Source organism: Microbacterium sp. B24, assembly GCF_000333415.1.
Taxonomy (GTDB): domain Bacteria; phylum Actinomycetota; class Actinomycetes; order Actinomycetales; family Microbacteriaceae; genus Microbacterium.
The window spans coordinates 1-24,456 of sequence record NZ_BADB01000192.1; the positions used below are offsets into that span (position 1 = coordinate 1).

Below are 24,456 nucleotides of genomic sequence, written 5' to 3' on the forward strand. Positions count from 1 at the left end.
GCTCCGTGCGGACGTGATCAGCTGCGGCGCCCCGGCAACGCCCTGCACCGCCGCGAGCGCGTCGAAGACGGGGTCGATCTTCGCCCCGGGCACGCCGAACACCCACCGCACGCCGTGCGCCATGAGCACGTCGACGACGCGGTCGGCAGCGCGACGTCCCGTGGGCGGCGTCGCCACGTGCGTGTCGGAGGGCAACGGAGATGCGGTGGCGACGGCGGCGATACTCATGACTCCATGCTCCGTCGCCCAAGGACGGCGAGGAAGACGGCGTCGGCGATGCAAATCATCTGATTCGCAGATGATTTCCGTCGCGTCGGGGAGCGCGGCATGATCGAGGCATGGATGTGCGCCACCTCTCCGTCTTCGTCGCCGTCGCGCGGGAGATGAGCTTCACCCGTGCGGCCGACAGCCTGCTGCTCGCGCAGTCGGCGGTGTCGACCACCGTGCGCGAGTTGGAACGTGAACTGGGTGTCGAGCTGTTCGACCGTTCTCATCGGCAGATCCGACTCACCGGTGCCGGGGAGGAGTTGCGGACGCGCGCTCAGGCGGTGCTCGAGCAGATGCGCGAGATCGGCGAGGCGGTCGCCTCCGCGGCGACCGAGCTGCGAGGAGCCGTCACGATGGGGCTCATGACGGGCGTCGATCTTGTCGACGTGCCGGGACTGCTGGGCCGCTACCACGAGCAGCATCCGGCCGTCTCGGTGCAGCTGCGGGCGACGGGGCTGGGATCGTCGGGCCTGGTCGCGCAGCTCGAACGCGGCGAGATCGACCTGGCGCTGCTCGCGGTCGTCGACGCGCTTCCGGCGAGCCTGCGGGGCGAGGTCGTCGCCGCATCGCCGTACGTGCTCGTCGTGCCCGGCACGCATCCCCTCGCGGATGCCGAGGGGGTGACGCTCGCGATGCTCGAGGGGGAGAGCTTCGTGGATCTGCCGCCGGGTTACGGGTCGCGGCGCATCGTCGATGATGCCTTCGCCCACGCCGGAGTGTCGCGCCGTGTGCTCATCGAGGTCGCCGATCTTTCCACGGCCGCCGCGTACGTCCCGCAGGGACTGGGCCTGGCGATCGTGCCGCGCTTCGCGGCGCCGGCGGCCTCGTCGGGCTCGGGGCGTCCGTTCGCCGACCCCGCCCCGCGGATGCCGGTGCGCATCGTCCCGCTCGACGACGCCGTTCCGGCGTTCGAGGTGTCGCTCGCGTGGTCGCGCCGTCGCCCCCTGACCGCCGCCGCGCAGGGCCTCGTCGACCTCTTGCGCACAGAGCTGCTGCCGTAGCCCCCCAACGACCGGGGGGGTGAGCGGGACGGAACAGGACTCGACGATCGTCCAACCCCGTGACGCGGACAAGCGGCGTAGCGTCGAACCCATGGCGAACGTTGCAGACTTCTTCATCGACACCCTCAAGCGCGCCGGCGTCACCCGCATCTGGGGTCTTCCCGGCGACTCGCTCAACGCCTTCACCGATGCGCTGCGACGCGACGGCGGCGACGACGCGATCCGCTGGATGCACATGCGGCACGAGGAGGCCGCCGCCTTCGCCGCCGGCGCCGAGTCGGAGCTGACGGGCGAGCTCGCCGTCGTCGCGGGCTCGTGCGGCCCCGGCAATCTGCACTTCATCAACGGCCTGTTCGACGCCAACCGCAACCGCGTGCCGCTGCTGGCGATCGCCTCGCACATCCCGTCGGCCGAGATCGGCAGCACCTACTTCCAGGAGACGCACCCCCAGGAGCTCTTCCGCGAGTGCAGCGTCTACACCGAGCTGGTGAGCGATCCGGCCCAGCTGCCGTGGGTGCTGGAGATCGCCATGCGCACCGCGGTCGAGAAGCGCGGCGTCGCGGTCGTCGTCGTGCCCGGCGACGTGTTCTTCGCCGACGCGCCCGACCGGCGGCCGACGGCCCCGATCCGGGCGGCCGGCTCGACGGTGCTGCCGTCGGCATCCGCTCTGGCCGCCGCCGCGACCGCGCTCAACGACGCCAAGAAGGTGACGATCCTCGCCGGGGCGGGCGTCGCGGGCGCGCATGATGAGGTGCTCGCCCTCGCCGAGACGCTGCAGGCGCCGATCGTCCACGCCCTGCGCGGCAAGGAGCACATCGAGTGGGACAACCCCTACGACGTGGGCATGACGGGGCTGCTGGGCTTCTCGTCGGGGTACAAGGCGATGGAGTCGTGCGACACCCTGCTCATGCTCGGCACCGACTTTCCCTACCGTCAGTTCTTCCCCTCGAAGGCGACGGTGATCCAGGTCGACATCCGCGGCGAGCAGCTGGGGCGGCGCACGCCCATCGACGTGGGATTGGTCGGCGGTGTGAAAGAGACCGCGAACGCGCTGCTGCCGCTGCTGCAGGGCGACCGCTCGTCGAAGCATCTGGACGACAGCGTCACCCACTACCGCACGACGCGCGAGCGGCTCGACGACCTGGCCGTCGACGACGGCAAGGCTCCGGTGCGGCCGGAGTACGTCGCGCGCGTGCTGGATGAGCTCGCCGACGCGGATGCCGTGTTCACCGCCGACGTCGGAAGCCCCGTGATCTGGGCCGCCCGCTATCTGCACATGAACGGGACGCGGCGGCTGATCGGCTCGTTCGCGCACGGATCGATGGCCAACGCGATGCCGCAGGCGCTCGGGGTGCAGGGCGTCGACCGCTCGCGCCAGGTGATCGCGCTCGCCGGCGACGGCGGGCTGGCGATGCTCCTCGGCGATCTGCTGTCGATCCGCCAGAACGACCTGCCGGTGAAGATCGTCGTGTTCAACAACTCGTCGCTCAACTTCGTCGAGCTCGAGATGAAGGCGGCGGGCATCGTCAACTTCGGCACGGGGCTCGACAATCCGAGCTTCGCGGCGATCGCCGAGGCGATGGGCATCACCGGCATCCGGGTGGAGAAGGGCAGCGAGCTGCGCGGAGCGATCGCGCAGGCGCTCGCGACCGACGGGCCGGTGCTGGTCGACGTCGTCACGGCGCGTCAGGAGCTGGCGATGCCGCCGTCGATCACGCTCGCCCAGGCGAAGGGGTTCTCACTCTGGGCGCTGCGCACCGTGCTGTCGGGGCGCGGCGACGAGCTGATCGACCTCGCCGACACGAACGTGTGGCGGCGCCTGTTCCACTGACGCCGCCTGCTCGGGCGCCCGTCGGGCCAGGCGGTGGCGGCGCTCGATCGCCTGGCCGGCGTAGCTCGCGCCGACGATGAGTGCTGCCCCGGCGACGCCGACGGGGCCGATCGCCTCGCCGCCGACCGCGACGCCGACAACGACCGCCCAGACGGGTTCGGTGCCCATGAGGATGCTCGCGCGCGCGGCCGACGTGCGCCGCACCGCCCAGAGCTGCACGGCGAAGGCGAACACCGAGCAGAGCAGTCCGAGAAACAGCACGTCGGCGAGGGCCGCGGCATCCAATCGCGCGACCGCGACCGGCAGGGAAGGCCCCGCGATCGCGCTGAACACGACGCTGCCGACCACCAGCTGCACGACGACCACGCCGAGCGAGCTGTCGCGCCGCCCGCGGGTCAGATGTCCGCTGGCGGTGACGTGCACCGCGCGCACGACCGCGGCGGCGATGACGAGCACGTCGCCGGCGGTCGGCAGGTGGATGCCGTCGCCCGAGACCAGCAGCGCGACGCCGACGACGGCAGCGACCGCAGCGATGAAGTACGAGCGCGGCAGCCACACGCGTGACGCGATGCCCTCCAGCGCCGGGGTCATGACGAGGGCGAGGCTGATGAGCAGTCCCGCGTTGGTCGCGGAGGTGAGGCTCACGCCCCAGGTCTCCAGCCCGATGACCGCCGCCTGCGTGCCGCCCAGGGCCACGGCGATGACGAGGCCGCGCCCGCGGGGGAGGCGCTGCCGGGTGAGGGCGCACAGCATGCCGGCGCCGGCGGTGGCGACAAGGAACCGCAGCGCGTTGGCCGAGGCGACACCCGTGAGGGCGATGAGATCCTTCGCGACGAGGAAGCTCGCCCCCCAGACGGCGGCGACCGCGAGGAGGGCGAGGTCGACGAGCAGGTCGGAGCGGCGGGTCATGCGCCCAGCGTGACAGCCACGGTCGTGAAGAGCATCGGGCAATGTCTTCATCGATGTGTTAGAGATTGCTTATGGATCCGATGCGCCTGCGGCTGCTGCGCGAGCTGGATGATCGCGGCAGCGTCTCGGCGGTCGCGGCGGCGCTGCACGTGAGCGCATCGGCGGTGTCTCAGCAGCTGGCGATCCTGCAGGCGGACGTTCCCGTGCCGCTCACCGTGAAGCAGGGTCGTCGGCTGGTGCTGACCGATGCCGGGCGCGCGCTCGCGGCGGCCGGCGCTCGCGTCGACGAGGCGCTCGTGCTCGCCCGAGAGAGCGTCGGAGCGTTCCTCGCCCACGATGCCGCGCCGGTGCGCGTGTCGGCGTTCCACAGTGCAGGCGTCGCGCTGTTCGGCCCCCTGTTGGCCGCGCTCGACGGTGTACCCGTCGCGCTGACCGACGAGGACGTTGCGCGCGAGGAGTTTCCCGGACTCGTGGCCGCGCACGACCTCGTCATCGCGCACCGGCTGGCCCACGACCCGGACTGGCCGCGAGAGCGGATGGTGGTCACGCCGCTGTTCGTCGAACCGCTGGACGTCGCGCTGCCGGCGGCGCACCCCCTGGCATCCGCCGATCGGATCGATCCCGCGGCCCTCCGCGGACAGACGTGGATCTCGACGCACGAGGGCTTTCCACTCACCGGCGTGCTGCAGGCGATCGCCGCGCTGAGCGGAGAGCCGCCGGTCATCGCCCACCGGGTGAACGAGTTCTTCGTCGCCGCGCAGATCGTCCGCGCCGGGGCGGCGATCGCCGTCATGCCGCGGTTCACGGGGCGCGCCCTGGCGACCGACGGCATGGTGCTGCGACCGCTGGCTGGGGTCACCCTCAACCGTCACGTGGACGTGCTGGCCCGCCCCGATGCGCTGGCGCGCGCGGCCGTGCGCCGTGTGCGGGCTGCGCTGGTGGATGTCGCCGCCGACCTCGCGCGGTGACGACCGCCGGGGCATGCTGGTGGCATGGAGTTCTCCGGCTGGCACGTCCTGATCTTGATCGTGGTGCTTGCGGGCATCGCGCTGTTCGTCGGGGCGGTGGTCAGCATCGCGTCGTCGGCGGCGACGAGCCTGGAGAAGACGCTCTGGATTCTCGTGACGCTGATGTTCCCGCTGATGGGGCCCATCGTCTGGTTCGCCGTCGGGCGGCGTTCGATCGTGGTGAATCCGGCAGATCGCCGCTGACGCAGCCGACGGTCAGCCGGCGAGCGCGAGACCGCAGGCCTCGATCGTCCACCCGATGAACGCCTGATAGTTCGGGTCGCTGCCGACCGCCTGCATCGCCTGCGTGTTGGTGAAGGTCTCGACCGGCACGTCGGCGATCTGCGTCTGCGGAGCAAGCCCCTCGAGCACGCCGATGAGCTCATCGGTCGACGCGGCGAACACCTCGGCGCCCGCGGCGACCTCGGCGGGCACGCCGGTCATCGGAACCAACGCGCGGATCACCGCCGACTGGCGACGCGTCGCGGCGAGGTCGTCGGCGACGGTGCCCTGCTTCGCCTGCGCCGCGGCTCCGTTGGCGTCGCAGAGCTCGCGGTAGTCGGTGCTCGCGGTTGACGGTGCAGATGTCGAGGACGTCGGCGTCGGGGTGGGCTCCGCTGAGGCGGCGGGGGTCGTGCCCGCGGCATCCTGCGTGCCGTTGGAATTCCAGACGACGGCCAACCCCACGATCACGCAGACGGCGACGATGATCGCCGCGATCGCGATGCCGGGCACGAGGAAGCGCGGTCGCGGCGCGGGGGGTGTGGAGGCGTGCATGGGTTCCTCTTCCTCGATCGTCTGTCGCCGGGCGATGCCTGCCAGCCTATAAACACGCCCGGAGTCGTGGGGGCGGCGAGCGTCGGGCGACCCCCGGGTGACCCTGGGCTGAGAGCGCTCCCGTAGGCTGGAGTCGACCTTTTCCCTCCTGTTGAGAACGACTGCGTTCCCGTGCCACTTCGTCGCGATATCCAGGGCCTGCGCGCGCTCGCCGTGCTGGCCGTGATCGGCGCGCACGCTGCCGGCTGGCCGCGGGGAGGCTTTGCCGGTGTCGACGTGTTCTTCGTCATCTCGGGGTTCGTGATCACCGGAATGCTGCGCGAGCAGCAGGAGGCGGGACGCATCCGCCTGTCGCGGTTCTACGCGCGGCGTGCTCGTCGGCTGTTGCCGGCGGCGCTCGTCACGGTCGGTGCCGCGGTCGGGGCCGCGTTCGCTCTGTTCGGTCGGGCGCGGGCGGAGCAGGTGATGTGGGACGGTGTCTCGGCGCTGCTGCTGGTGTCGAACTGGAGGTTCACGCAGCAGGGCACCGACTACTTCCATGCCGGCGACGCGGTCTCACCGCTGCAGAACTTCTGGTCGCTGTCGGTGGAGGAGCAGTTCTATCTCGTCTGGCCGGGGCTGCTGATCGTGTCGCTGCTGTTCGTTCCCGCCGTGGCGCGTCGCGGTCGGGCGGCGGCCGCGGTCGCCGCCGGGTGGGCGGTCGTCGTGATCGCGGCATCCTTCGGCTGGGCGCTGCTGCAGGGGTCGTCGGCGCCGACGGCGGCCTACTTTTCGACGGCGACGCGCGCATGGGAGTTCGCGCTGGGCGCGCTGCTCGCGGCAGGCGTGCCGCTGCTGCGTCGGCTTCCGGCGGCGCTCGGGGCGCTGCTCGCGTGGATCGGGGTCGCGGGCGTTGTCGCCGCGCTGGTGCTCATCGACCCGGCTGCGGTGGGCTTTCCGGGGCCGTGGGCGGCGGCGCCGACGCTGGCGACCGCGCTCGCGCTGGCCGGTGGTGTGACCGCGCCACCGCGGGCACTGTTCCTGAGGACGAACCCGGTCGCGGTGGTCGTGGGCAACGCGTCGTACTCGCTGTATCTGTGGCACTTCCCGGTGGTCGTGTTCGCCGCCGCGCTGCTGCCCGCGTCGCCGTGGTCGCTGCCGCTGATCCTCGCGATCATCGCCGTCGTCGGGTTCGCGTCGTACGCGATCATCGAGCAGCCGCTGCGCTACGCGCCGTCTTGGGTGGGCGGGTGCCGGCGATTGCGGCCGATCCCGAGGAGCCGGCGGTCGAGGCATCGGATGCCGCGGAGCCCACACCCCCCGCGGTCGCGCCTGCGGTGCCGGTCGTGCGGACGCCCGAGATCGCGACGCGGCGTCCCGCGGGGTGGCAGCCGGGCACGCGCTACTTCCCGGGCAGTCCGCGGACGGCGGCCCAGAGTGCGGCGGCGGAGCCGGTCGAGGTGGTAGCGGCATCCGTTCCGGAGGTCGTGCCCGTTGAGCCTGTGAGCGCTGCACCGGTGGTGGAGGCGCCGCGGGTGCCGTCGGTCGCGAGGGCGGACAGCGCGGCTGGGGCGATCGCGGCTCCGATGGCCGCATGGCGGGAGCGCTTTCGCACCCAGGTCGCGTTGGCTGCTGCCGGTCTCGTCGCCGCCGCGTTGCTGGTCGTGCTCGTCGTGCAGGTGCAGCAGCCGCGTCCCTTGCCGCCGACGGCCGGGGGAACGGGCCAGGCGGCGCCCGCGATCGAAGATCCCACGGCGGCGCTGCAGGCCGATCTCGCGGCGGCGGTGTCGGCGACCGCGTGGCCCGATCTGCATCCGTCGATCGATGAGGTGATGGCGCAGTCGTCGGGAGCCAATCCCGCGCACGACTGCTTCGCGCCGACGCCGCAGCCGGATGCCGCCGCGTGCACGTGGGGGAGCGGCGATGCTCCGCGGCACCTGTACCTCGTGGGTGACTCGACAGCGATGGCGTATGCGCCGGCGCTGAAGGCGCTCGCCGAGCAGAGCGGGGGAGCGATCCGCGTCACGACGGTCGGGCTCTATGGATGTCGGTTCACCGACGTGCTGGTGCAGAACGACGACCCCGCGGTGATGCAGGCGTGCACGCAGCGCAAGAACGACGTCGCCGCGATGATCGCCGCCGACCACCCCGAGCAGGTGCTGGTCTCGAACGCGTACACGCTCGGGCGCACGGCGGACGGGCGCGACCTGAGCGCGGTAGATCTGATCGCCGCAGAGGCAGCAGAGATGGCGCGGTACGGGATGCCGGGCCGCATCGTCTACCTCGAGGCGCCGCCGGAGGGCGCGCCGCTCGGCAACTGCTACACGCGGGTCGGGTCGCCGTACGCGTGCGCGACGAGCGTCACGCCGGTGTGGCGCGATATGCAGACGGCGACGGCGGCCGCCGCGGCGGCGTCGGGCGATCGTCTGGTCGATGCGCTGGTCTTCACATGCTGGCAGGACGTGTGCCCGGCGTTCGCGGGGACGTTGCCCATCCGCTACGACCAGACACACCTCACGGTCGCCTACTCCGCGCACCTCGCGCCGTATCTACGGTGGGCGCTGGACGGCGCCGTCGCGGCCGGCGCCCCGGCGCCGCCCGGCTAGAATCGATGCGCCAGCCTCTGTAGCTCAGTGGAAGAGCCACTCCGTCCTAAGGAGCGGGTCGGGGGTTCGAATCCCTCCAGGGGCACCAATTCTTTCTGCTTCTGACCAGTCGTCGCGCCGCCAGCTCCCGGCGCCTCCCCGCGAAGAGGAACTGCGGCGGACCAGAATGGCGTCAGCGACGCGGCGCGGTCGCGCCGCTCACCTTCCATAAATCGCGCGATCGTGGTGCGACGTTGGCGGCGCGGATGGAAATAGTCTGGAGCGCATGGCCCCGGTGCAAGCGTCGGTTCTGGATGTCATCGAGAACGCGCTCGGCGAACGTGGCGACCGGGTGGCCTGGGACAAGCTGGCCCGAACTGAGCTTGAGAACCTACGAGATCGACTGCTGGAGTTCAGCGAGGCAGACGCGGAGACGTCCACCCCTGAAGGTACTTATCTGATGAGCGGAGCGTTCTCCCGTTACTGGGAGGATCCGCTGTCACGAGGTGAAATCACCGACGCCCTGCTGTACTACCCGCAACTGCTGGTCCTTGACCCGTTCGCCGACTTCTTCGCTGACACCTCCGTCCTCCCGGAGGCGCGCGACCTCCGCTATACCCGCAACCGCCGAGAGACGATGCGCATCAGCGCTGGCGGCAAGGTCTGGGCGAACGCAGACTCGGCCCACCATTACGGAGACGACTGGCAAGGCATCAGCGTCCGTCTGTCAGAGATATCGCGGAATCTCTATGAACTGGAAAGTCCGATTCGATCCGGTGTAATCATTCTGCGCAATCAGTGGGCGGTGCTGCGAAAGCGTCGCACTGCGCTCGAGACCTCCGTGCGGTTCGATGTGCGATCCGCACGCATGCAGACGACAATGCGCGAACTCCACAACGAAAACGCGAAGCTCCCGCTGTGGGACAACCTTCGAGGATTCCACATCACGGGGAGCGGGGCGTTACATCCGGCCGATGTGCCCTGGGAATTCCAGCACTTCTTTCTCTTCCTGGCGAAGACTCTCGCTATCGCCGACTCCGCGAACGCTACTTATGCCCCCAGTTGGCCCGGCGACCTGCAGCTGCTCGAGGCGAAGGTCGACTCGACCCCGGCTCAGGGCTACCCGCCGCAGGTACTGGCTCAGATATCGAAGATTGTGCTGCCGGCCACTGATATCGCGATCCGAGAGGCAGCAAACATGCGCGCATCCTCGTCCGACTTCGCGGACTGGCGTGCCAAGCTGCGCGAATTTGCCCGTGCGGCGAGCGCGGATAATCCCCGGGAACTCGAGGAACGCGCCAACGATGTGTTCCAACCCGAGGTGCGTCGCATCGAGAGGGAGCTGTCCGGTCGCAAGCAAAGCGCAGCAAAGGACTCAGTGACCGAGCTTCTCCTTTATGGCACCATCTCCACCGTTGCTACGGCTGCCACTTCCGAGAACTTCGCGTTGGGCGCGACTGTTGGGGCCGCGGCCGCTGCAGCGACCGGAGTCGTCAGTTGGATCCGAAACGCATACCGCAGACCGCAGCTCCATGGTGCAGACGCGGTACTTGCGGCTTTGGCCCGCTCCGATCGGAAGTAGCGCCTCTCACTCCTCGGTGGCGCGGTTGGTCATCGGTATCCGAACAGCCGTGAGAGCAGGAGTCCCGATAATCCTTACAACGCATCGACGAAGGCGCGCAGGGACTGAAGATACGCGTTGCCAACGGGGCGATCGAACAGGGTGCCGAGAGCTGTTCCAAACCGGTTTAGCTCGGAGGTCTTCTTGACTGCTGCCATATTGATGTCGGCGGCGGCCTCGAACCCATCGGGATCGCGCCGCCACGAAAGGAAGATCTCGACCGTTTCGAAGCCGCCGACGAAGTTCTCCATAAGGTGCCTATCTACTGCGATGGAGACCGCGCCGATCGTTTGGAGCCAATCGACAATGGTCTTCTCGCCAACGTTCGACTGGTGAGCGCTGAGTGATGACGTGCGCCGGGCACCGAGCGCCACGTTGACATGCGGCTCGAGGCCGCTGGATCCGAATCCAAAGTCATGGGCGATCCGGTTTCGGACGAGCCGAAGCGTCTCCAGCTTTCCAGTGGCGGCGCGCAGCGCCGGCGGCACATCTCCGAAGAGTCGCTTGTACGTTGCGATACGCGAGGACCACGAGCCCTTCACGAGCCCGTCCAGATTCGGTCGCTCGACTTGGAGTTGGTGTTTGCTCAATAGTGCCCCATCAAATCTCTTCGGAAATCCAGGCGAGAGAGCTGGGTCGGATGACACGGCCGCGGTAGCGATGGCTAGCATGTAGCGCTCGAGAGCAGACGTCATCAAGAGAACCACGAGAAGGCGGCGCCAGCGACTTTCGACCTTCACCCGCCGTTTCAGTTCCTCGACGTCGTGGCCAAGGCGCCGTTCGTACCTCGCAGGAGCGACGAGGGCGATCATTGGATCGTCCGACAATGGGAACGACTTGATAGTGAACGAGAAGAGTTCGCTCTCCGCCGCCCCTACCCAGTAGAAGTGACTCAGGTCCGCCTGATCGACGCGAAATCGTAGCAGGGCGAGCGATGTATCGAACGGTCCCCTTGCGCGGTCAAAAGATGCCATGAATGCGCCCCTTCTGTTGGTCCGACCAACGCTAGAGCAGATCGGAGATCGCCCGTGGAGGCACTAGCGGTTCACAGTTCGGTGCCTGAGCGTTCGGCAGCGGCGCCGGTACGTGCGCGTCGTCTAGGCGCCGGAGCGGGAAGGGCATCCGGCTCCCTCACCTCGACGGCGAGCATAAGGGCGGCGCCGCTCCTCAGAAGGGGCCGCTCGCGGAGGCCATCGAGAAGGTCAACGAGATGTTCAAGGCCAAGGGTGCGGATGTCAGCGCGGAGAGCGTGTCTGGCTTCATCACGACCTTCTTGGGCTTCCTCGACGCCAACGAGGAAGCCGTGGCGATGGCAAAGAACAACACCGTCGCGCAGCTCAAGGCGCCGGAGTGCTTCAGCGGTGCCGTCGACCTCGCCGTGCTCAAGACGGGCAACGAGTCGAAGGAGATCCAGGCGTATATGGCGGATCCGTCCTTCCTCGGCGAGATCTCGGACATTGTCGCTGACGCACTGCATGCCCAGCATCGGCCCGATGCGGACCCGGGTGGTGAAGGCGGTACGCCGTGAGTGACTCAGAGCAAGGTCGCTTCGGTGACGTCATCCGCGAGGCCCGCAAGAAGCGCGGTTGGTTGCAGGCGGAGCTAGGGGAGAAGTCCGGTGTCTCCCGTCCGACCGTCGCGCGGGTCGAGGCGAACAACGACGTGACGACCGCCACTACTGCCAAGATCGCGCAGGCGCTCGGGCTGAAGTTGCAGCTCAGGCAGGGCGAGGTAGCGCCGACCTTCGTTCGCGCGCTACGCCGGTCGTTTCAGCGTGCGCGCGGCGCTGCGACTTGCTTGGCTACACCCGTCGTGTTGTACCGGGCATCGCGCTCGATGTGCTCCCGAACGGGGAGATGCGCGGCGGAACATGGCGCTCCCACGCACTCGTACTCGGACGACCCTGCATGGTATGCAATGGCCAACTCGGCGTCAATGAGCTCAGCCTCGACCGCGCCGGTCTCATCGACAACCCCAAGTGCATTCGCCAGTCCGGCATCAACCCAGGTCGAGGCAGCCCGAACGTCGCTGCACTCGCGGCGTCCGTAAGCGCTGGACTTCTGGCCCAGTTCGTCAGTCTGGTAGCAGCACCCGGCGGCATGGGGGTGTCCGCTCCGCTCCGCTATATGCTGGCCGCGCACCAGCTCGAGCATCTGCCCATCAAGAGTGGTGTGTACTGTCCCTATGAGAACGCGACTGCTTGTGGCGACCCACGGCAGGCATTCGCCGATGACAAGCGGGTGCTGACCATTCCAGAAGAATGGTGGGAAGACGTCGGTCTGGCGCTGGCTGACTGGATCGATGGTTCGGTTGCGTCGTGGAGTCCTGAGCAGCCCCGAGTGAGGCGGTGGCCAGCGGAACCTGGTGCGTGGACCCTACTAGACCAACGCGCCGCGGATACGTCGCTCCTTCGCGATGGTCTTGCCGTCGAGCCCGAGCTGGCGCGCGATGGCTGCGCAGGACTGGCCGTCTTCATGGAGCTGCACGGCCGCTCGATCTCGGGTTCGCTCATCGTCCGTGTCGTCCGTGTCGTCCGTGTCGTCCGTGTCGTCCGGATACCGCGCTCTGTCAGGTACTTCAGAACGGTCGTGCGCGACATCGTCAACTCGCGCGCAACCGCCCGGGTGTTACGTACCTCGTTCTACTTCGCCACGATGACGTCGATCTCGTCCTCGCTGTATCGCCGAACCCGCGCAACAGAGGGGGAGTACGCACGCTCCAGCCGCTCTGAGGCTGCTCGCTTACAGAGGTCGCGGAGCCGCTCAACCTTTATTCCCACGTTCGAGTACCGTCTCAAGAGGCGCACACCACCCGGATGCCGCCGCGCAAAGTCGGCGATGAGCGTGCTCTTGCCGCTGGCATGAGTTCCCGAGACGACGATGCGCACGTGCTGACACTACGCGACGAGCTGAGACCGCCGGGTCGGCAGCTCAGCCGCCGAACTCCGCCTTGATGAAGTAGGGCGTCTGGTTCGCATTGCACGCGGCGCCGATCTGCGCCACCTCATCCGCAATGCCCGCCTGTGCGGTGCCCGGCTCGGTGGCCGTCGACACCGTGTGGGACATCGATGTGAGCGGCGTCTTCAGACTTGACGTCGACGCGGCCGCGAGCGCAGCGAGCTGCGACGATGCCGCGGCGACCCGCGTCGTCCAGGTCGCGGCGTCGAATGCCTTGTACTGCGAGTACCCCTGATCGGCGTTCATGAGGGCGCTGTACACGTCAACGAAGGCGGCGCAGTCCGCGGTCACCGCGGCATCCCGAACGAACTCCTTGTTGGAGAACAGCGGCGTCGCCGTCCACGCGACGCCGTCGTCCACCGTCACCGCGATGGAGGGTTGGGTCTTCGCATCCACCGGCCACGCGAGCGATGACGGCGCGCCGCACGTTCCGCTGATCGGGGACGTGTTCTCCGCCATCGCATCGCCGAACTCGACGACGTAGTGACCGACGCCCTCGCACGTGAAGTCGATCGACACCGAGCGGGCGCCCGCGGGAACGGGGAAGTCCAGCCCCGGCCATCCCGTCGCACCGGTTCCCGTCACGGTGGCGCCCGCCGTCGATGTGGCTGTGGCCTCGTCGCTGGCGGAAGAGCTCGGTGACGGTGCGGCGCCGATCGTCGTCGCGCAGCCCGACAGGACGATGGTCGCAGCGACGAGAGCGGCGAGGAACGTAGTCGTGTGCGTCGTCGTTCGCGAGGTCGTCATCTCTGATGTCTATCAGCGGTGGTCGCGGAACGCACGGGAGACGCCGCGCCACCGCATTCGCGAAGCGCAGTAAGGCCGAGAAGAATTCTGAACACTGGCACCTCGTTCACGAATATGAACTAGAGTCGCGGTATGAGTGACGCCGTGGTCAAGTCAGCCGATCGGGCGCTCGTCGTCCTCGAGTTCCTCGCCGAGCGCAGTGCCGCGACCTTCAGTGAGATCGCCGACGGTCTCGCCCTTCCGCGCTCCAGTGCCCACGGGCTGCTCAACACCCTCGCCTCGAGCGGCTGGCTCGTCTTCGACCCGGCGACCAAGCTCTACTCGCTCGGACTGCGCGCATGGCAGGTGGGTCAGCGTTACGAGGGTCACCGCGACATCGTCGCGGCCGCGCAGCCGCGCATGGATGCCCTCGCCGCTCAGCTGGGGGAGACCGTCCAGCTCGCGCGACTCGACGGCCTCGAGAACGTCTACATCGCCATCAGCGATTCGCCGAATCCCATGCGGCTGGCCTCGTCGGTCGGCATGCGTCTGCCCTCCTACGCCACGGGCATCGGAAAGGCCCTGTTGTCCATGCTCGATCCGGCCGACGCGGGCCATCGCCTGCGCGCCATCGAACGGCGCGCGTATACGGCGCACACGGTGACCGGCGCCGACGAGCTGCTCGCGGTACTGGGTGCGGCGCGAGCGCAGCGCTTCGCCGTCGACGATGAGGAATTCACCGAAGGATGCCGCTGCGTCGCCGTGCCCCTGACGCGCATGGACGCAGCCGGCCTCTACACCGCGATGTCGGTCACCATGCCCACCTTCCGCACCACCGAGGAGTGGCCCCGCGACGTCCTCGGGCCTCTCCGCGACACCGCCGCGGCCATTCAGGAGAGTCTCGGCATCGCCGCGCCCTGAGGGTCATGCCGTGCTTGACAAGAGGGTTATTCACGCCCACTATGTTCATATACGTACATCAAGGTTCACGTATATGAACACAAAGGAGTGATCGTGAGCTGGAAGAAGAAGCTGGTCGCGCTGGGGGCGACCGCTGTGATTGCGAGCCTGGCGTTGTCCGGGTGCAGCAAGGCAGGAGACTCCGCGGGCGCCGCAACGGCAAGCGCGGGGCAGAAGATCACCATCGGCGTGGTGATCACGGGTATCTCGATGTACCCCTACTACCAGGCCCAGGCCGCGGGCATCGAAGCCGCCGCGAAGGCCGAAGGCAGCGATGTCGACGTCGTCGTGCTCGACAGTCAGGCCAGCGACCAGACCGAGCAGTCGAACGTCGAGCAGATGATCAACCGCAAGGTCAACGCGCTGATCTTCACCCCCGGCTCGGCCGAGGCCGGCGCGGCCCTCGCCACCCAAGCCAAGAACGCCGGAATCCCCGTCGTCGCCGTCGACCGCAAGGCGGGCGACGACACGGCCGCTTACGTCGGCTACGACAACGTCAAGCTCGGTGAGGCCATGGCCACCTACGCCGTGAAGCAGCTGGGTGGCAAGGGCAACATCGGCGGAGAGATCGGTGTCGCCGGTGTCGTCAACGTCATCAACCGGGCCAAGGGCTGGCAGAACGTGATCTCCCAGAACCCCGGCATCACGTATGTCGGCGAGGTCGAGACCGGGTTCGACCCCGCACAGGCCTACACCGTGACGCAGAACCTGCTCACCGGTCACCCCGAGACGCAGTACCTGCTCGTCATGGACGACAACACCGCACTCGGCACCATCCGCGCCGTCAAGGAATCCGGCAAGGACGTGAAGGTCGTCGGCCTCGGCGCGCAGACTGCGGGCCTGAAGGCCGTGCAGGACGGTGACATGGCCGCGACGGTGCTCATGAAGCCCTACGAGCTCGGCTACGTCGGCCTGCAGACCGCCGTGAAGATCGCGCGTGGTGAGAAGTACGACCCGGCGCCCACCTTCGACAACCCCGTCATCACGAAGGACAACGTCGCCGACTTCATCGGCAAGGAGGGCGTGGGCTGGTGAACACCCCCACGGCAGCCGCCGCCTCCGGCACTCCGGTGCTGGAGGCGCGCGGCCTCACCAAGAGCTTCGGCGCCGCTCGCGTGGTCGACGGCATCCACCTGAGCCTGCTGCCCGGCCGCGTGCACGCGCTCGTCGGCGAGAACGGCGCCGGCAAGTCGACGATCATCAAGATGCTGTGCGGTGTGGAGCAGCCCGACGAGGGCGAGCTGCTGCTCGACGGCGAGGCCATCACTCTGCACGCACCGGCGGATGCCGCGTCGGCGCGCATCGCGACCGTCTACCAGGAGCTCGACGTCATCGACGAGCTGACCGTCGCCCAGAACGTCATGCTGGGGCGCGAAGTGCGCCGGGGTCCGTTCCTCGACGACCGCGCCTCGGCGCGGCTCGCCGCCGCCGCGCTGGCCCGAGCCGGCTCGACCGTCGACACGCAGGCCTACCCGCGCGACCTGTCGCTCGCGCAGCAGCAGCGCATCGTCATCGCCCGCTGTCTGCTCGCCGAAGCGCGCGTGCTGATCCTCGATGAGCCCACGGCTGCCCTCGGCCCCCACGAGGTCGACGACCTCGCCGTGCTCGTGCGGGAGCTCACCGCCTCCGGCGTGAGCGTGCTGTTCGTCTCCCACCGTCTCGAGGAGGTCATGGAGATGGCCGACGAGGTCACCGTGCTCCGCGACGGTCGCGTCGTGTCGCACCGGCCGGTGGCTGAGACCGACCCCGCCCGGATCATCCAGGAGATGACCGGCCGTGAACTCGACCTCACGGCCGTGCGCTCGCCGGCCGCCGCGGCCGCATCGGCCGAACGGCCCGTCGTGCTCGAACTGCGGGGCCTGCCGATGCGCGAAAGCACGCTCGATCTCGCGGTGCACGCCGGGGAGATCGTCGGCATCGCCGGGCTCGCCGGCTCCGGACGCACGCGTCTCATCTCGCACATCATCGGCGACCCCTGGCACGGGGGACAGGTGATCATCGACGGCACCGACGTCGGACGACTCGATCCCGCCCGAGCGCTCGCCGCCGGCATCGCGTTCCTGCCCGAAGACCGCAAGCGCGACGGCCTCGTGCTCGAACAGTCCGCGCCCTTCAACGTGTCGCTGTCGGGGCTCATCCGCGCCGGCCGGCGATGGACGAGCCGCCGCGACGACACCCGCCGTTTCGACGACGCGATGCAGCGGATGTCGCTGCGCGGCAACCCGCGCGGACCCGTCGGGCGCCTCTCCGGCGGCAACCAGCAGAAGGTGCTCCTCGCACGCCTGCTGGCGACCGATCCGCGAGTGATCATCCTCGACGAGCCCACGCGCGGCGTCGACATCGGCGCCAAGAAGGAGATCTGGGAGCTGCTGGAGGCGCTGGCCGACAGCGGACTGGCCATCGTCATGGTCTCGTCCGAGCTTCCCGAGATCCTCCGCCTCAGCGACCGCATCCTCGTCGTCGCCGAGGGTCAGGTGACGGGCGAGTTCCCGGCATCCACACCTCAGCACGTGCTGCTGCGCGCCGCCCTGCCGGCGCGCGAGCGCGTGGCCTGATCCGTCTTCCACAGAAAGGTCCACGTCGTCGTGACCACCACTCTGCCCGCCACCGCCGCCGAAGCGCGCCCGACCGGCTCGCGCCGCCGTCTCACGCTCTCGACGCTGCGGGGGAGCACCCTCCTGCTCGTGCTCGCCGCCCTCGTCGTCGTCTTCTCGCTGCAGTCGCCGCTGTTCTTCACCTACGGCAACTTCGTCTCGATCCTGCAGGCCTGTGTCGTCGTCGGCCTGCTCGCGCTCGGGCTGACCGTCGTCGTGCTCACCGGAGGCATCGACCTCTCGTTCGCCTCGGTGATGGCACTGACGAGCGTGACCGCGGGAGCCATCAACGTCTCGCTCGGCATGCCCGCGGTCGTTGCCGTCATCGTCGCCCTCGTCGTCGGGGCCGCCTTCGGCGCGCTCAACGGGCTGCTCGTTGCCATCACACGGCTGCAGCCGTTCGTCGTGACCCTCGGGACGTACTCGATCGCGCTGTCGCTCTCGCTCGCCGTCTCCGGTGGCGGCCCCATCCAGGGCCTGAGCGAGGACTTCACCGACCTCACCGCGTTCCGTGTCGCCGGCATCCCGACCGCCGTGTTCGTCTTGGCGCTCATCGTCGCGGTGCTGTGGGTCGCGACCCGCAAGACCCGGTGGGGACGCTTCGTGTACGCGACGGGCGGCAACGAGAGCGCTGCGCGCCTGGCCGGCGTGCGCATCAAGCGCATCAAGTTCAGCGCCTACGTCCTCTGCGGACTGACCGCCGCCGTCGCCGGCGTGCTCAACACCAGCACCCTTCAGGTCGCCCAGCCCCAGCCCGGGTTCAACCTGCTGCTGACCGGCGTCGCCGCCGTCGTCGTCGGGGGCGCCTCGCTGACCGGCGGTGTCGGCAGCATCGGCGGCACGGTCGTCGGCGTCGTCCTGCTCGCCGTGCTGTCCAACGGGCTCAACGTGCTGACCGTGGCACCCTTCTGGCAGAACCTGGTGCTCGGCGTCGTCATCATCGGCGCGGTGCTCCTGAACGAGACGGTGCGCGCCCGCTCGGCGGAGTCGGGCTCGTGATCGACGTCGTCGACGCGCACCACCACCTCTGGGTGCTCGGCACGCCCGGCCAGCACTACGCGTGGCTCGAAGACGCGCCGGTCGAGCGCTTCCACGGGCCCGACGCGCCGCTGCGCACCGACTACGAGCTCGACGACTTCCGCGCCGACGCAGAGGGGCTCCGCGAGATCGGCATGCGTCTGGTCGGCTCGGTGCACGTCGATGCGGGCGCGTCCGACGGCGTCGCCGAGGCGCGCTGGATCTCGCAGCTGCGCGAGTCGGAGGGGATGCCGCAGGCCATCGTCGCCGGCGCCGATCTCCTCGCCGCCGACGCCGAGGAGCGTCTCCGCGCGCTCACCGGCATCCCGGGTGTCGTCGGCGTGCGCCACATCCTCAACTGGCACCCCGATCCGCGCTTCACCTACACCGCACGCGCCGACATCATCAGCGACCCCGTGTGGCTCGCGAACTTCGCCGCGCTCGTACAGGCGGACCTGTCGTTCGACGCGCAGGTCTACCCGGATCAGTACGCCGACCTCGCGCGGCTCGCACGGCAGCATCCCGAGGCGCAGATCATCCTCAACCACACCGGCATGCCGATCGGACGCAGCGACGACGACATCGCGCACTGGCGGGTGCAGCTGCGCGCTCTGGCCGCCGAACCGAACGTGTCGATCAAGATCTCCGGCCTCGGCATGGTCGATCACCGGTGGGCTGCCGCGTCGCTCCGTCCCTTCGTCCGTGAGGCGATCGAGGCCTTCGGCGCCGAGCGCGCCATGTTCGCCAGCAACTTCCCGGTCGACAAGCTCTACTCCTCCTACGCACAGCTCTACACGGCGTTCGACGAGCTGACCCGCGATGCCTCGGCATCCGAGCGGGGCGCCCTTTTCGGGCTGACGGCCCGACGCATCTACCGCATGGGTCCCCTCGGCCCGTCCAGACAGGAGACGACACGATGAAGGCGCTGACTCTGCAGGAGTTCGGCCGTATGGCGGTCGTCGAGCATCCCGACCCGCGCGCTGAGGACGGCACCGTCGTCATCGCGGTCATCGCGACCGGCATCTGCGGCTCGGACATCCACGGTTACACGGGGGAGAACGGCCGGCGCTTCCCGGGGCAGATCATGGGTCATGAGACGGTCGGACGCATCATCGAGGTCGGCGCAGGTGTCGACGGCCTCGCGGTGGGCGACCTCGTCACCGTGAACCCGGTCGTCATCCCCGCCACCGATACGGATGAGTACCGGGGACGCGAACAGCACCACCCCGATCGATACGTCATCGGTGTGCGCGCGGATCTGCCCGCCGCCTTCGCCGAGCGGCTGTGCGTTCCGGCGCGCAATGTCGTCCGCCTTGCCGACGACCTGCCTCCCGACTACGGCGCGCTGATCGAGCCGCTCGCGGTCGCCGTGCACGCCGTGCGCCGGGTCGGCATCGCACCCGGACAGAAGGTGCTCGTGCTCGGCGGCGGACCGATCGGGCAGTCCGTCGTGCTCGCGCTCATCATGGCCGGGGTCACCGACATCGTCGTGAGCGAACTGGATGCCGGGCGGCGCGACCTCATCTCTCGCCTCGGCGCGACAGCGGTCGACCCGACGAGCTCCCCGCTGGTCGCGTCGGTCGAAGGCGTGTTCGGTTCGCTCGCCGACGTCACGATCGATGCGGTGGGCATCAGCCGCACGCTCGAGCAGGCGCTCACCGCAACGCGGTTCGGCGGTTCGATCTCCCTCGTCGGGATGGGGGCGCCGACCGTGGAGCTCTCGGCGTTCCGAGTGAGCACCGAGGAGCGCACGATCGTCGGCAGCTTCACGTATTCGTCGGAGGACTTCGACGACGCGGCGCACTGGATGTCGACGGCGCCCGCCGCGGCATCCGCCCTCATCAGCGAGGTGGTGTCGCTCGATGACGCCCCCGCGGCATTCGCGCGACTGGCGCACTCCACGACCACGCCGGGCAAGGTGCTCGTGCGCTTCAACGAAGGGAACGGCGATGTCTGAGCTGCGGATCGCGCAGGTGCGCGCCTACACGCTGCGCGGCGGCGGGGCCGACTATCACGACCAGCCGGAAGGGCACTGGATCGACGACCACATCGCCACGCCGATGTCGGTTTATCCGGAGTTCCGGCAGTCGCGGCAGAGCTTCGGCATCAACGTCCTCGGAACTCTCGTCGTCGAGATCGAAGCCGAAGACGGCACGGTGGGCTTCTCGGTCACGACCGCCGGCGAACTGGGCGCGTTCATCGTCGAGCGTCACCTCGCGCGGTTCGTCGAAGGTGCACGCGTCACCGACATCGAGCGCATCTGGGACCAGATGTACAAGTCGACGCTGTTCTACGGACGGCGCGGTGTCGTGCTGAACGCCATCAGCGGCGTCGATCTGGCGCTGTACGACCTGCTCGGCAAGATCCGTCAGGAGCCGGTGTTCGCGCTTCTGGGCGGCGCCGTCCGCGACGAGCTGGTCTTCTACGCCACCGGTGCGCGACCCGATCGGGCGAAAGAGCTCGGCTTCATCGGCGGCAAGATGCCCCTGCACCACGGGCCGGCCGAAGGTGAGGAGGGCATGCGTAAGAACCTCGAGATGATCCGCGACATGCGTGAGCGCGTCGGCGGCGACTTCTGGCTGATGCTCGACTGCTGGATGTCGCTCGACCTCGACTACGCCACCCGGCTAGCGCACGGAGCCGCCGAGTACGGACTGAAGTGGATCGAGGAGGCGCTGCCGCCGGACGACTACTGGGGTTATGCGCAGCTGCGTGCCCAGGTTCCGCCCACGATGCTGGTGACCACGGGTGAGCACGAAGCGACGCGCTGGGGCTTCCGTCACCTGCTGGAGATGAAAGCGGCCGACATCATCCAGCCCGACGTGGGGTGGTGCGGCGGGATCACCGAGCTGGCCAAGATCTCCGCCCTCGCCGATGCGCACGGCGTCATGGTCGTGCCGCACGGCTCGTCGGTGTACTCGTACCACTTCGTCGTCACCCGGACCAACAGCCCCTTCGCCGAGTTCCTGATGATGCACCCCACCGCGGAGGAAGTGGTTCCCATGTTCTCGCCGATCCTCGACGGTGAGCCGGTGCCCGTCGACGGCCGGCTGAAGGTGCCCGAGACGCCGGGATTCGGCGTGTCGCTGAACCCTGACATCCCGACATTCCGTCCCTACACCCACTGATCCGGCATCCGGAGATCCGGCATCCACTGATCTCGCCGACGGCGAGGAGAGAGAGCACATCATGAAGCTGCGTCGACTCGGGCCCCAGGGCGCGGAGATCCCCGTGGTGGAAGACGGCGGTCGCTACCTGCGCATCGACGCGCTGACCGCCGACATCGACGGCGTGTTTTTCGCCGGTGGTGGCCTGGAGCGCGTGCGCGCCGCGCTCGCCGCCGGAACGCTGCCCGAACTCGACGGTGCGGCGCAGTTGCGCGTCGGAGCGCCGATCGCTCGGCCGACCGCTGTGCTGTGCATCGGGCAGAACTACGCAGCACACGCCGCCGAGTCCGGCGACGCGCCCCCCACCGTGCCGATCCTGTTCTACAAGCACCCGAACACGGTCGTCGGCCCCTTCGATGACGTCGCCATTCCGCCCGGTGCGGTCAAGGTCGACTGGGAGGTGGAGCTCGGCGTGGTCATCGGGCGCCGCGCGCGCTATCTCTCTTCGCCCGCGGAGGCCTTGGACCACGTCGCGGGCTACGTCGTCAGCAACGACGTCTCCGAACGCGCGTATCAGGTCGAACACTCGGGCGGGCAGTGGTCGAAGGGCAAGAGCGCCGAGACGTTCAATCCGCTCGGACCGGCGCTCGTCACAGCCGACGAGGTCGGCGACCCGCAGAATCTGCGGCTGTGGTCGCTCGTCAACGGGCAGCCCCGACAGGACTCCCACACCGGCGACATGATCTTCTCCGTCGCCGAGATCGTCCACCACCTCAGCCAGTACGTCGTGCTCGAGCCGGGCGATCTCATCAACACGGGCACGCCGCAGGGTGTCGCGCTTTCGGGACGCTTTCCCTATCTCTCGGAGGGCGACGTCATGGAGGTCGGCATCGAAAGGCTCGGCGCCGCACAGCAGCGACTGGTGGCCGCGTCGGTGCCCGCCTGACCGGTCGCCGCTTTCCTGTCGCACTCAGCACGGGAATCATTAGCGTCAAGACATGGGGCATTGTCCTGAACGTCCTGACGATGCTGCTGATGGTCCTGCTGTGGCTCTGGATCCCGACGTACGGATAGGGCTCGCTCAGCCGCCCTGCGTCGCGAGCGATCCGATGATGACGGGCGCTCTATTCGCCTCGCACGCATCTGTGATGTCGCGCACGGCTTGACGGTACGTCTCGCTGGCGGGCATCTCTCCGGCATCCGCCAACGACTCGACGGCGCGGATCGTGGGGGTCACCGGCGAGGCGCCGCGGGGAACCACCGACCACACCTGCTGCAGTGCGACTTGCCGCGCGTCGTCGTCGGCTTGGTCGATCGTCCCTTTCGACAGCAGCGCTCTGTCGCCGCGCACTACTGGTCGTCGCGATCACCGGGGATGCATCGTGCAGAGGGGGCGCTGCGCGGCTACTGCGGCGCGCGCACCGAGCTGAAACGCGTGCGGCGACGCAGCGCGAAGCCGAGACGCTCGTAGGCGGCGATCGCGCCGGTGTTGGATGCCGCGGCATGCATCAGCGCCCGGTCGCCGCGCTGCTGGATGTGGAAGGCCACATCCAGCACGAGCCGCGAAGCCAACCCCTGACGGCGGTGGTCCTCATCGACCGCGACGGCGCTGATCTCGGTCCAGCCCGCGGGATGCAGGCGCTCGCCCGCCATCGCCACGAGGCGCCCGCCCCGGCGGATGCCGACGTAGCGCCCGAGCTCGTGGGTGCGCGGGCGGAACGGACCGGGTTGGTTGCGGGCAACGATCGCGAGCATGTCCTCCACATCGTCGGCACCGAGCTCCACAGCCTCTTCGTCCGGGCGCGTCGATAACGCTGGCGTCTCGATCAGCTGCACACCGTCGCCGCCGCCGACGAACTCCCACCCGTCCGGCAGCTCGCCGTCAAAGCCCGACAGACCGAACTGCTCCCCGGCATTCACGATCTCGCGCAGCGCGTCCCAGACCGCGGGGTCGTCCCACGTGCGCACGGCGACGAAAGGCGCGACATCGTCCGGGTAGCGGCGGGCGAGGTCACCGCCGATGGCGAACGCGGCGTGCGCTCCCGTCAGCGACGACCACGCCGCGTTGTCGAGTGCGGCGTCCCGCGCAGCGGCGTCGTCGGAGAGGGTGGAAGCGAGAAGATCGATCGAGACATCGGGCACCACACCACTGTCCGCCGCAACGCGCGAACACGCAAACCGACGCGATACCGCCACCACGCCGAGGCGCCGTCCTCGCACGCGCACGCCTGCGAGACTGTTCACGTGCCGGGTTTCCATCACGTCGAGCTGTGGGTCGCCGACCTCGCAGAGGCTCGCCTCGAGTGGGGCTGGCTGCTTGCGCAACTCGGCTTCGAACGCGACAGCTCGTGGTCCGAGGGGGAGTCGTGGAGCGCCGGAGGGGCGTACCTTACGCTCACGACGTCGCCGAACCTCTCCCGCGCCGCGCACGATCGCCGGGCGCCTGGCGTGAACCACCTGGCCTTCCACGGTGGAACCCGCACGCGCGTCGACGCCATCATGGCCGCCGCGCCCGCGCAGGGGTGGACGCCGCTGTACCACGACCGCTATCCGCACGCGGGCGGTCCCGACCACTACGCCGGCTGGCTGGAGAACTCGGCGGGCGCCAAAGCCGAGATCGTCGCCGACGGCAGCTGATCGCGCGCGGCTGCGAGGATCGACGCATGGCGAGCTCTTTCACGGTCACCACCCGCGCGCGCGTCCCCGGTGAGCGGCTGTTCGACCTCTCGCTCGACATCGATGCGCATCTGGCGTCGATGTCGGCATCCGAGGAGCGCGCGATCGATGGCGTGACCGCCGGCGGGATCGGGCTGGGGGAGACGGTGACGTGGCGGGCGCGCCACTTCGGCATCTGGTTCACGATGACCGTACGCATCGCGGAACTCGACCGACCCCGACGGTTCGTCGACGAGCAGACCCGCGGCCCGTTTCGGTCGTTCCGGCACGAGCACGTGTTCGACGACGACGACGGCGGTGGCACGATCATGACGGACACGATCACGCTCTCCTCGCCCGTCTTCGGGGCGCTCGCAGAGCGGCTGATCCTCGTGCCCTACCTGCGGGGGCTGATCGTGGAGCGCAACCGGCACCTCGTCGACGCGCTCGACGCGCGGTGAGC

Annotated in this window: 26 protein-coding genes, 1 tRNA gene and 1 pseudogene; 21 read left to right on the forward strand and 7 right to left on the reverse strand. The window is 69.0% G+C overall.

The window, feature by feature from the left end; all coding sequences use genetic code 11:
- Positions 1–228, reverse strand: a 228-nt coding sequence (locus tag I5I_RS16015) for a thiamine pyrophosphate-binding protein (RefSeq protein ID WP_275574457.1), incomplete at its 3' end; no start/stop codon positions are given.
- A 110-nt stretch (positions 229–338) separates the two neighbouring features.
- Here I5I_RS16015 and I5I_RS04940 point away from each other — a divergent pair.
- Positions 339–1,268, forward strand: a complete 930-nt coding sequence (locus I5I_RS04940; protein ID WP_036317176.1) for a LysR family transcriptional regulator — start codon at positions 339–341, stop codon at positions 1,266–1,268.
- Between the two features lie 91 nt (positions 1,269–1,359).
- Positions 1,360–3,099, forward strand: coding sequence for a ubiquinone-dependent pyruvate dehydrogenase (gene poxB, locus I5I_RS04945; RefSeq protein ID WP_036317178.1), 1,740 nt, complete (start codon positions 1,360–1,362; stop codon positions 3,097–3,099).
- Here poxB and I5I_RS16285 read toward each other — a convergent pair.
- Complete coding sequence (locus tag I5I_RS16285; protein WP_083867941.1) at positions 3,007–4,008, reverse strand: DMT family transporter; 1,002 nt, start codon at positions 4,006–4,008, stop codon at positions 3,007–3,009. The two genes, poxB and I5I_RS16285, sit on opposite strands and share 93 nt — an antisense overlap.
- A 71-nt stretch (positions 4,009–4,079) precedes the next feature.
- Here I5I_RS16285 and I5I_RS04960 point away from each other — a divergent pair, with 71 nt between their 5' ends.
- Entirely contained in the window at positions 4,080–4,976 is an 897-nt protein-coding gene (locus I5I_RS04960) for a LysR family transcriptional regulator (protein ID WP_036317186.1), read from the forward strand.
- Positions 4,977–5,000: 24 nt separating this feature from the next.
- Positions 5,001–5,219: a PLDc N-terminal domain-containing protein gene (locus I5I_RS04965; protein WP_036317189.1), complete on the forward strand. Its 219-nt coding sequence runs from the start codon at positions 5,001–5,003 to the stop codon at positions 5,217–5,219.
- Between the two features lie 12 nt (positions 5,220–5,231).
- Here the strand turns inward: I5I_RS04965 and I5I_RS04970 are convergent, their stop codons facing one another.
- On the reverse strand, positions 5,232–5,792 hold the full coding sequence (locus I5I_RS04970; protein ID WP_036317192.1) for a hypothetical protein: 561 nt from the start codon (positions 5,790–5,792) through the stop codon (positions 5,232–5,234).
- A gap of 171 nt (positions 5,793–5,963) precedes the next feature.
- Here I5I_RS04970 and I5I_RS17460 point away from each other — a divergent pair, with 171 nt between their 5' ends.
- The 4 genes from I5I_RS17460 to I5I_RS04985 all read left to right on the forward strand — a co-directional run bounded on the left by I5I_RS17460 (position 5,964) and on the right by I5I_RS04985 (position 9,938).
- Positions 5,964–7,238, forward strand: a complete 1,275-nt coding sequence (locus I5I_RS17460) for an acyltransferase family protein (RefSeq protein ID WP_239640021.1) — start codon at positions 5,964–5,966, stop codon at positions 7,236–7,238.
- Positions 7,239–7,273: 35 nt separating this feature from the next.
- Positions 7,274–8,377: an SGNH hydrolase domain-containing protein gene (locus I5I_RS17465; protein ID WP_239640022.1), complete on the forward strand. Its 1,104-nt coding sequence runs from the start codon at positions 7,274–7,276 to the stop codon at positions 8,375–8,377.
- A 13-nt stretch (positions 8,378–8,390) separates the two neighbouring features.
- Positions 8,391–8,465 (forward strand) — tRNA-Arg (locus I5I_RS04980).
- A 177-nt stretch (positions 8,466–8,642) separates the two neighbouring features.
- A complete protein-coding gene (locus I5I_RS04985) occupies positions 8,643–9,938 on the forward strand; it encodes a hypothetical protein (protein WP_036317194.1) in 1,296 nt (431 codons plus the stop codon).
- A gap of 74 nt (positions 9,939–10,012) precedes the next feature.
- On the opposite strand, the gene I5I_RS04990 is transcribed toward I5I_RS04985, so the two are convergent.
- Positions 10,013–10,951, reverse strand: a complete 939-nt coding sequence (locus tag I5I_RS04990; RefSeq protein ID WP_036317196.1) for a hypothetical protein — start codon at positions 10,949–10,951, stop codon at positions 10,013–10,015.
- Between the two features lie 236 nt (positions 10,952–11,187).
- On the opposite strand from I5I_RS04990, the gene I5I_RS04995 reads away from it, so the two are divergent.
- The 3 genes and pseudogenes from I5I_RS04995 to I5I_RS17055 all read left to right on the forward strand — a co-directional run bounded on the left by I5I_RS04995 (position 11,188) and on the right by I5I_RS17055 (position 12,841).
- Complete coding sequence (locus I5I_RS04995; RefSeq protein ID WP_036317199.1) at positions 11,188–11,505, forward strand: hypothetical protein; 318 nt, start codon at positions 11,188–11,190, stop codon at positions 11,503–11,505.
- Positions 11,502–11,687: pseudogene (locus I5I_RS17470) on the forward strand (helix-turn-helix transcriptional regulator); the annotation flags it as partial. The gene I5I_RS04995 and the pseudogene I5I_RS17470, both read left to right, overlap by 4 nt.
- A 197-nt stretch (positions 11,688–11,884) precedes the next feature.
- Positions 11,885–12,841 (forward strand): hypothetical protein, encoded by a 957-nt coding sequence (locus I5I_RS17055; RefSeq protein ID WP_239640024.1) that lies wholly within the window; start codon positions 11,885–11,887, stop codon positions 12,839–12,841.
- Positions 12,842–12,907: 66 nt separating this feature from the next.
- Here I5I_RS17055 and I5I_RS05005 read toward each other — a convergent pair whose 3' ends face one another.
- Complete coding sequence (locus I5I_RS05005) at positions 12,908–13,681, reverse strand: hypothetical protein (RefSeq protein ID WP_239640023.1); 774 nt, start codon at positions 13,679–13,681, stop codon at positions 12,908–12,910.
- 132 nt (positions 13,682–13,813) lie between these two features.
- Between I5I_RS05005 and I5I_RS05010 the strand changes: the two genes are divergently transcribed.
- From I5I_RS05010 to I5I_RS05045, 8 genes are all read left to right on the forward strand, one after another.
- Positions 13,814–14,581, forward strand: coding sequence for an IclR family transcriptional regulator (locus I5I_RS05010; protein ID WP_036317202.1), 768 nt, complete (start codon positions 13,814–13,816; stop codon positions 14,579–14,581).
- Positions 14,582–14,674: 93 nt separating this feature from the next.
- Positions 14,675–15,655 carry a sugar ABC transporter substrate-binding protein gene (locus I5I_RS05015; protein WP_148285486.1) on the forward strand — a complete coding sequence of 327 codons (981 nt, stop codon included), beginning with the start codon at positions 14,675–14,677 and terminating at the stop codon, positions 15,653–15,655.
- The gene (locus I5I_RS05020; protein ID WP_051039486.1) at positions 15,652–17,175 is read left to right on the forward strand and encodes a sugar ABC transporter ATP-binding protein; all 1,524 of its coding nucleotides are present in this window, start codon (positions 15,652–15,654) and stop codon (positions 17,173–17,175) included. The genes I5I_RS05015 and I5I_RS05020 overlap by 4 nt, the downstream gene beginning before the upstream one ends.
- Before the next feature lie 30 nt (positions 17,176–17,205).
- A complete protein-coding gene (locus tag I5I_RS05025; RefSeq protein ID WP_036317209.1) occupies positions 17,206–18,213 on the forward strand; it encodes an ABC transporter permease in 1,008 nt (335 codons plus the stop codon).
- The gene (locus I5I_RS05030; RefSeq protein WP_051039487.1) at positions 18,210–19,151 is read left to right on the forward strand and encodes an amidohydrolase family protein; all 942 of its coding nucleotides are present in this window, start codon (positions 18,210–18,212) and stop codon (positions 19,149–19,151) included. The genes I5I_RS05025 and I5I_RS05030 overlap by 4 nt, the downstream gene beginning before the upstream one ends.
- Positions 19,148–20,188 (forward strand): zinc-dependent alcohol dehydrogenase, encoded by a 1,041-nt coding sequence (locus I5I_RS05035; protein WP_036317212.1) that lies wholly within the window; start codon positions 19,148–19,150, stop codon positions 20,186–20,188. Before I5I_RS05030 ends, I5I_RS05035 begins: the two co-directional genes overlap by 4 nt.
- Entirely contained in the window at positions 20,181–21,359 is a 1,179-nt protein-coding gene (gene rhmD, locus I5I_RS05040; RefSeq protein WP_036317214.1) for an L-rhamnonate dehydratase, read from the forward strand. Before I5I_RS05035 ends, rhmD begins: the two co-directional genes overlap by 8 nt.
- Positions 21,360–21,420: 61 nt before the next feature.
- A complete protein-coding gene (locus I5I_RS05045; protein ID WP_036317216.1) occupies positions 21,421–22,284 on the forward strand; it encodes a fumarylacetoacetate hydrolase family protein in 864 nt (287 codons plus the stop codon).
- Positions 22,285–22,419: 135 nt separating this feature from the next.
- Here I5I_RS05045 and I5I_RS05050 read toward each other — a convergent pair whose 3' ends face one another.
- Entirely contained in the window at positions 22,420–22,689 is a 270-nt protein-coding gene (locus I5I_RS05050; protein WP_036317219.1) for a hypothetical protein, read from the reverse strand.
- Between the two features lie 53 nt (positions 22,690–22,742).
- Complete coding sequence (locus I5I_RS05055) at positions 22,743–23,480, reverse strand: GNAT family N-acetyltransferase (RefSeq protein WP_036317253.1); 738 nt, start codon at positions 23,478–23,480, stop codon at positions 22,743–22,745.
- A gap of 102 nt (positions 23,481–23,582) precedes the next feature.
- Between I5I_RS05055 and I5I_RS05060 the strand changes: the two genes are divergently transcribed.
- Together I5I_RS05060 and I5I_RS05065 are read left to right on the forward strand one after the other, a co-directional pair.
- On the forward strand, positions 23,583–23,975 hold the full coding sequence (locus I5I_RS05060; RefSeq protein ID WP_036317222.1) for a VOC family protein: 393 nt from the start codon (positions 23,583–23,585) through the stop codon (positions 23,973–23,975).
- A gap of 26 nt (positions 23,976–24,001) precedes the next feature.
- On the forward strand, positions 24,002–24,454 hold the full coding sequence (locus tag I5I_RS05065; protein ID WP_036317225.1) for an SRPBCC family protein: 453 nt from the start codon (positions 24,002–24,004) through the stop codon (positions 24,452–24,454).
- The last annotated feature ends 2 nt before the right edge of the window (positions 24,455–24,456 follow it).